At 42.2% G+C, this 4515-nt stretch carries 4 protein-coding genes; all 4 read right to left on the bottom strand.

Annotated features, from left to right (window positions below):
- Nucleotides 1-119 precede the first annotated feature (119 nt).
- Nucleotides 120-1151 carry a stage II sporulation protein D gene (gene spoIID / locus CHI10_RS05190; protein ID WP_095243259.1) on the bottom strand — a complete coding sequence of 344 codons (1032 nt, stop codon included), beginning with the start codon at nucleotides 1149-1151 and terminating at the stop codon, nucleotides 120-122.
- Nucleotides 1152-1618: 467 nt separating this feature from the next.
- Nucleotides 1619-2929, bottom strand: coding sequence for a UDP-N-acetylglucosamine 1-carboxyvinyltransferase (murA, locus tag CHI10_RS05185; RefSeq protein WP_095243258.1), 1311 nt, complete (start codon nucleotides 2927-2929; stop codon nucleotides 1619-1621).
- Nucleotides 2930-2962: 33 nt separating this feature from the next.
- Nucleotides 2963-3703, bottom strand: a complete 741-nt coding sequence (locus tag CHI10_RS05180; RefSeq protein WP_095243257.1) for a YwmB family TATA-box binding protein — start codon at nucleotides 3701-3703, stop codon at nucleotides 2963-2965.
- Between the two features lie 267 nt (nucleotides 3704-3970).
- Complete coding sequence (locus tag CHI10_RS05175; protein ID WP_095243256.1) at nucleotides 3971-4225, bottom strand: DUF1146 family protein; 255 nt, start codon at nucleotides 4223-4225, stop codon at nucleotides 3971-3973.
- Between the last annotated feature and the right edge of the window lie 290 nt (nucleotides 4226-4515).

Below are 4515 nucleotides of genomic sequence, written 5' to 3'. Positions count from 1 at the left end.
TTGCCCTCCGCTACAATCAACTCAGCAGTTAATCTTAGATAACTGCCCAAAAGCCAAAAACTTGAACATTATATAATCCATAAACAAAGAGCTGATTCTCTATGAACCAGCTCTTTCGTTTATTTTTTAGCCGTTACTTTCGTCAGCAGTTGGTCAGAAGCTGCAATTTCCACTCCTTTATAATAGTGGGCAACGATTTCTTTGTAGTTCTTTCCTTCAGCTGCCATGCCATTTGCGCCGTATTGGCTCATGCCGACTCCATGGCCATAGCCCTGGGTGTTGATAATGATATTGTCACCTTTGCGCTCCCAGGTAAAGTCTGTTGATTTCAGGCCCAGTTTCTCTCTGATGTCTTTTCCGCTGACTACTTTCCCGTTAATATCCACTTTTGAAACCCGCTGGCCGGCTGTTCGCTCAGTCACTGTGCCGATGGTGCTGTCATTTGGAAGCTTCACACCCAATTTCCTTTCAAAATCCTGTACAGAAAATACCTCTCTGCCGTTAAACTTCGGCGACTGAAGGTCCCATTTGCTTTCTACACTCTTTAAATAAGGAACGGAATTTGGCCAGATGGCTTCGGAATTTTCGGTAAAGCCGTTGCTTGTTGAAAAGAAGGAAGCTGTTATCGGCGAGCCGTCAAAGGTGAGGATCTGGCCCCTTGTTGAGTTTACGGCATCTTTAACCTTTTGAATTTTCCATTTGTAATCTGGTCCCCAAATTTGCTTAAGTTCACTCTCACTTTTATAAACCTGGTGGGTTACGGTATCATACACTAATGCCCCTTCAGGAAGTTCCACGCTATCTTTGTTCATCATTTGTTTCACGATAAAGGTTCTTGCCGCCAATGCCTGCGCCTTTAAAGCTTCTTCTTCAAACTCGGCCGGCATTTCCGATGCTACCACTCCGACAATATAATCTTCAAGCGGTACCGTCTCCAGCTTCTTCTGTGCAAGGCGGTAGACTCCTACCTCTATGGCTGGCCCTTGAGGAATTTCTGCCGCCGTCTCTTTCTTGGCATCAGTCTTAAGCTCCTCACCAAGCTTCCCGCTGACATTTCCTTCTGTAAAAGGAATCACAAGCAGGGAGGGAACGATGAGCGTGACGGCAAACAACAGTGCGGCTAGTACGATGAAAGGTTTGAATTTTGTCATGTTTTAAGCCTCCATAGCAAATAAATAATTCGAACTCAATTCATGTTTATGGCTATGGACAAGCTAATATGACAATAGATTAATATTTGCTTCTGAAGTTGGGGGAAGGTGCAGAATAGGGGTAAATTTGCTGGTTTATTACTTAAAAATTTATTTTTTCCTCTTTAAAGCAGTAGATTTCCAGCTATTTTAACAGTGAATCCCTATGTCTTTTCTTTTTGTGTGCGGATAGGGACAATTTATGTGCGGATAAGTTTTTTTATGTGCGATTAGACCTGATTTATGTGCGGATAAAATTATTTATGTGCACAATCTAAATTGATTGAGCGCTCCAACGAAAATAGCATAGCAAAAACCGCAGAATCGATTTGTCAGTCCTCTGACAGCTCGATTCTGCGGTTTCAGTTTGAAATGCGCGCAAGGCGACTATTTTGACGACTCTTAAATGCCGCCTTGATTGGCATTATTTATGCGTTCATGTCAGAAACAAGTCCGTTATTAACAGTTGTTTCTTCCACTTCTGTCACACGTTCGATATCTGCTCCCAGTCCTGCAAGCTTTTCGTGGAAGTCTACATATCCGCGGTCAAGATGCTTCAGTTCTGTCACGCGTGTTACGCCTTCTGCCACCAATCCAGTAAGGATCAAGGCTGCGGCTGCACGAAGATCTGTCGCAGCTACTTCAGCGCCCTGCAGATTGCTTGGTCCGTTCATGATTACAGAACGGCCTTCAATTTTAACATCGGCGTTCATGCGGCGGAATTCCTCCACATGCATGAAACGGTTTTCGAATACTGTTTCTGTAATCACACTTGTACCCTGAGCGTGAAGCAATAGGGCCATCATTTGTGATTGCATGTCTGTCGGGAAGCCAGGATGAGGCATGGTTTTAATATCAACAGCCTTCAACTTGTCTGGACCCATAACACGGATGCCTTCAGCTTCTTCAATGAAGGTAACACCCATTTCTTCCATCTTGGCGATTAATGAAGCAGAATGCTCCATAACGGCACCTTTTACTAGAACGTCTCCGCCTGTAATGGCAGCTGCCACCATGAAAGTTCCTGCTTCAATGCGGTCAGGGATGATGTTGTGTTCTGCACCGAACAGTACGTCCACACCTTCAATGCGGATCGTGCCCGTTCCTGCTCCCTTAACCTTGGCACCCATCTTATTAAGGAAGTTAGCAAGGTCCACAATTTCAGGTTCCTTTGCTACGTTTTCCAAAATTGTTGTGCCTTTAGCCAATGTTGCAGCCATCATAATGTTCTCCGTAGCACCAACGCTAGGGAAATCGAGATAGATTTTTGCTCCGTGCAAGCGGCCTTCAGGTGCTTCCGCTTCAATAAAGCCATTACCAACCTTTACTTTCGCACCCATCGCTTCAAAGCCTTTTAAATGCTGATCGATCGGGCGGGAACCGATTGCGCAGCCCCCTGGCAATGCCACACGGGCACGGCCATTTCTTGCTAATAAAGATCCCATGACTAAAACTGAAGCACGCATTTTGCGTACATATTCAAATGGTGCTTCTACCTTCAACTCTCGAGATGCATTTACTGTTACTGTATTATTTTCAAACTCCACTTCGGCGTTTAAATAGCGTAATACTTCATTAATAGTATATACATCGGAGAGTGTTGGGACATCACGAATTACGCTTTTGCCATCACTTGCTAACAGTGTTGCGGCGATAACCGGTAAAACAGCGTTTTTTGCTCCTTCAACTTTGACAGTACCGCTTAACCTATTTCCGCCGCGGACGATGATTTTATCCAAAGTGTATTCCCCTCCGCGTCCAATTTCTCTATATTAATATTCAATCGTTATGATGGGTGTGCCAATAACTATGTTTGTCTTGGCGCCCATTCCATTTGTCCGTAATCCAAGCTGCATGTTCATATCATTGCCATTTGTCTCAATGAATTCACCAAAAAGCGGTGAATTTGCTGATGCTGAAATAAATTGGTCTTCTTTTAGTGCTTCTATTTCTGTCGCATTAAAAGCGTCCAGTAATTGACGTGCAGTATCAGGCAAAGACTTATTAATCTTATCATTGAATTCGCCTTGAATACAAGAGAAAATTGTGGCATTTCCTCGAAAAATGTCAGAAATCTTACTATTTAGTTCTGCAGCCAGTTTGCTCTGTTCTTGTTTCCACCCCTGACCTTTGGCCTCATAAATCACATACGTTTGAACTTGACCTTTTGTGGGGGTTGATAAAATTTTTACTGCTTCTGACTGAGCATCTGTTTGCTTAATAATAGCTTTTGTTTCCCACGATTTTTCTGTTTTTTGAAAGCTCCATTCCCAATCAGGATATTTCGACTGAAGATCATTGGTGAATGCTTTTACTTCCTGAAGGTTCTGGTTTTCCATTTTTTCTCTCGCATGCAAAGTCCAATCTTTGATTAAAATATTCTCGCCCTGTAAAACCGAGGCCATCGTTAACAGGTCAAGCTCCCCTTTGGCTACAGTCGTCTTATTCCCAATGTTTATCATCATGAAACCAATAATGGCAATAATAGATAAAGTAATGAATGATTTTTTCATCTGTAAACCCCTCCCCTTAGTACCATTGTTACCAAGGATAGAGTGAGCATACTTGGGAATTGTCGTCACTTTTTGACAAACTGAAAAGGCAGCAAAATCACTGTTGATTTAGAGGCTTTTTCTGCCTTTTTATGCATACTTTGAAAATCATTTCACAAGATAGTATGTATGCAAGAAAACAAGCAACAAAAAGATTTTACTCAATAATTGTCAAATTGAAAACATGTATGAAGACCTATATTTATAAAAAAATTGACCGGTTATTCATCACCTGAAAAAAGTGACATTCTGCAGTATAAGCGGAAGCTGCTGGGACCATAAAAGATAGTCGAGAAAGAAGTTGCTGACGGCTGATCCAATTACAATAGAAAGCAGAACATACAATACACGTGCCTGAAAAACATGATTCGCCTTCAAAAGGGTTTCAAACCGCAATGCCTGAAGTGCCCACCAGGCCAGCGCAATAAACACCAGATGAGACATAATGCTGATGAGTGCCTGCTGCCCAAATCCTGATATCATCTTCTTCCCTCCTTTAATTCACTGCCACTTCGCTTACCTGCTTTGTGCGGTACAATACCATTTGACGTTTATACTATCAGGTAAGTTTCATGACTGTTTATTTTTTGAAAATTAAGTTTCTTTGTTTTTCGCAGTTTATAAGTCCATTATATCGAATTGTCGAAAAAACACGAAGTTTAATCCAGGGCAAACAAAAAGAAGGGGAAATTTCCCCCTCCTATGTATACCCCTTTTGTCCCTTTTTTCCTTAAAAATCCTGTCCGTTGATTTCCACTGCGGCCACTTGCTTT

This window comes from Bacillus sp. 7894-2, from assembly GCF_002272225.1.
Classification (GTDB): Bacteria; Bacillota; Bacilli; order Bacillales; family Cytobacillaceae; genus Cytobacillus.
This window is presented reverse-complemented; position numbering and strand designations above follow the sequence as displayed.

Bases quoted from the DNA above. Each gene is read 5' to 3' on its own strand.
- spoIID (WP_095243259.1), bottom strand. From the start codon at position 1,151: ATGACAAAATTCAAACCTTTCATCGTACTAGCCGCACTGTTGTTTGCC.
- CHI10_RS05180 (WP_095243257.1), bottom strand. From the start codon at position 3,703: ATGAAAAAATCATTCATTACTTTATCTATTATTGCCATTATTGGTTTC.
- CHI10_RS05175 (WP_095243256.1), bottom strand. From the start codon at position 4,225: ATGATATCAGGATTTGGGCAGCAGGCACTCATCAGCATTATGTCTCAT.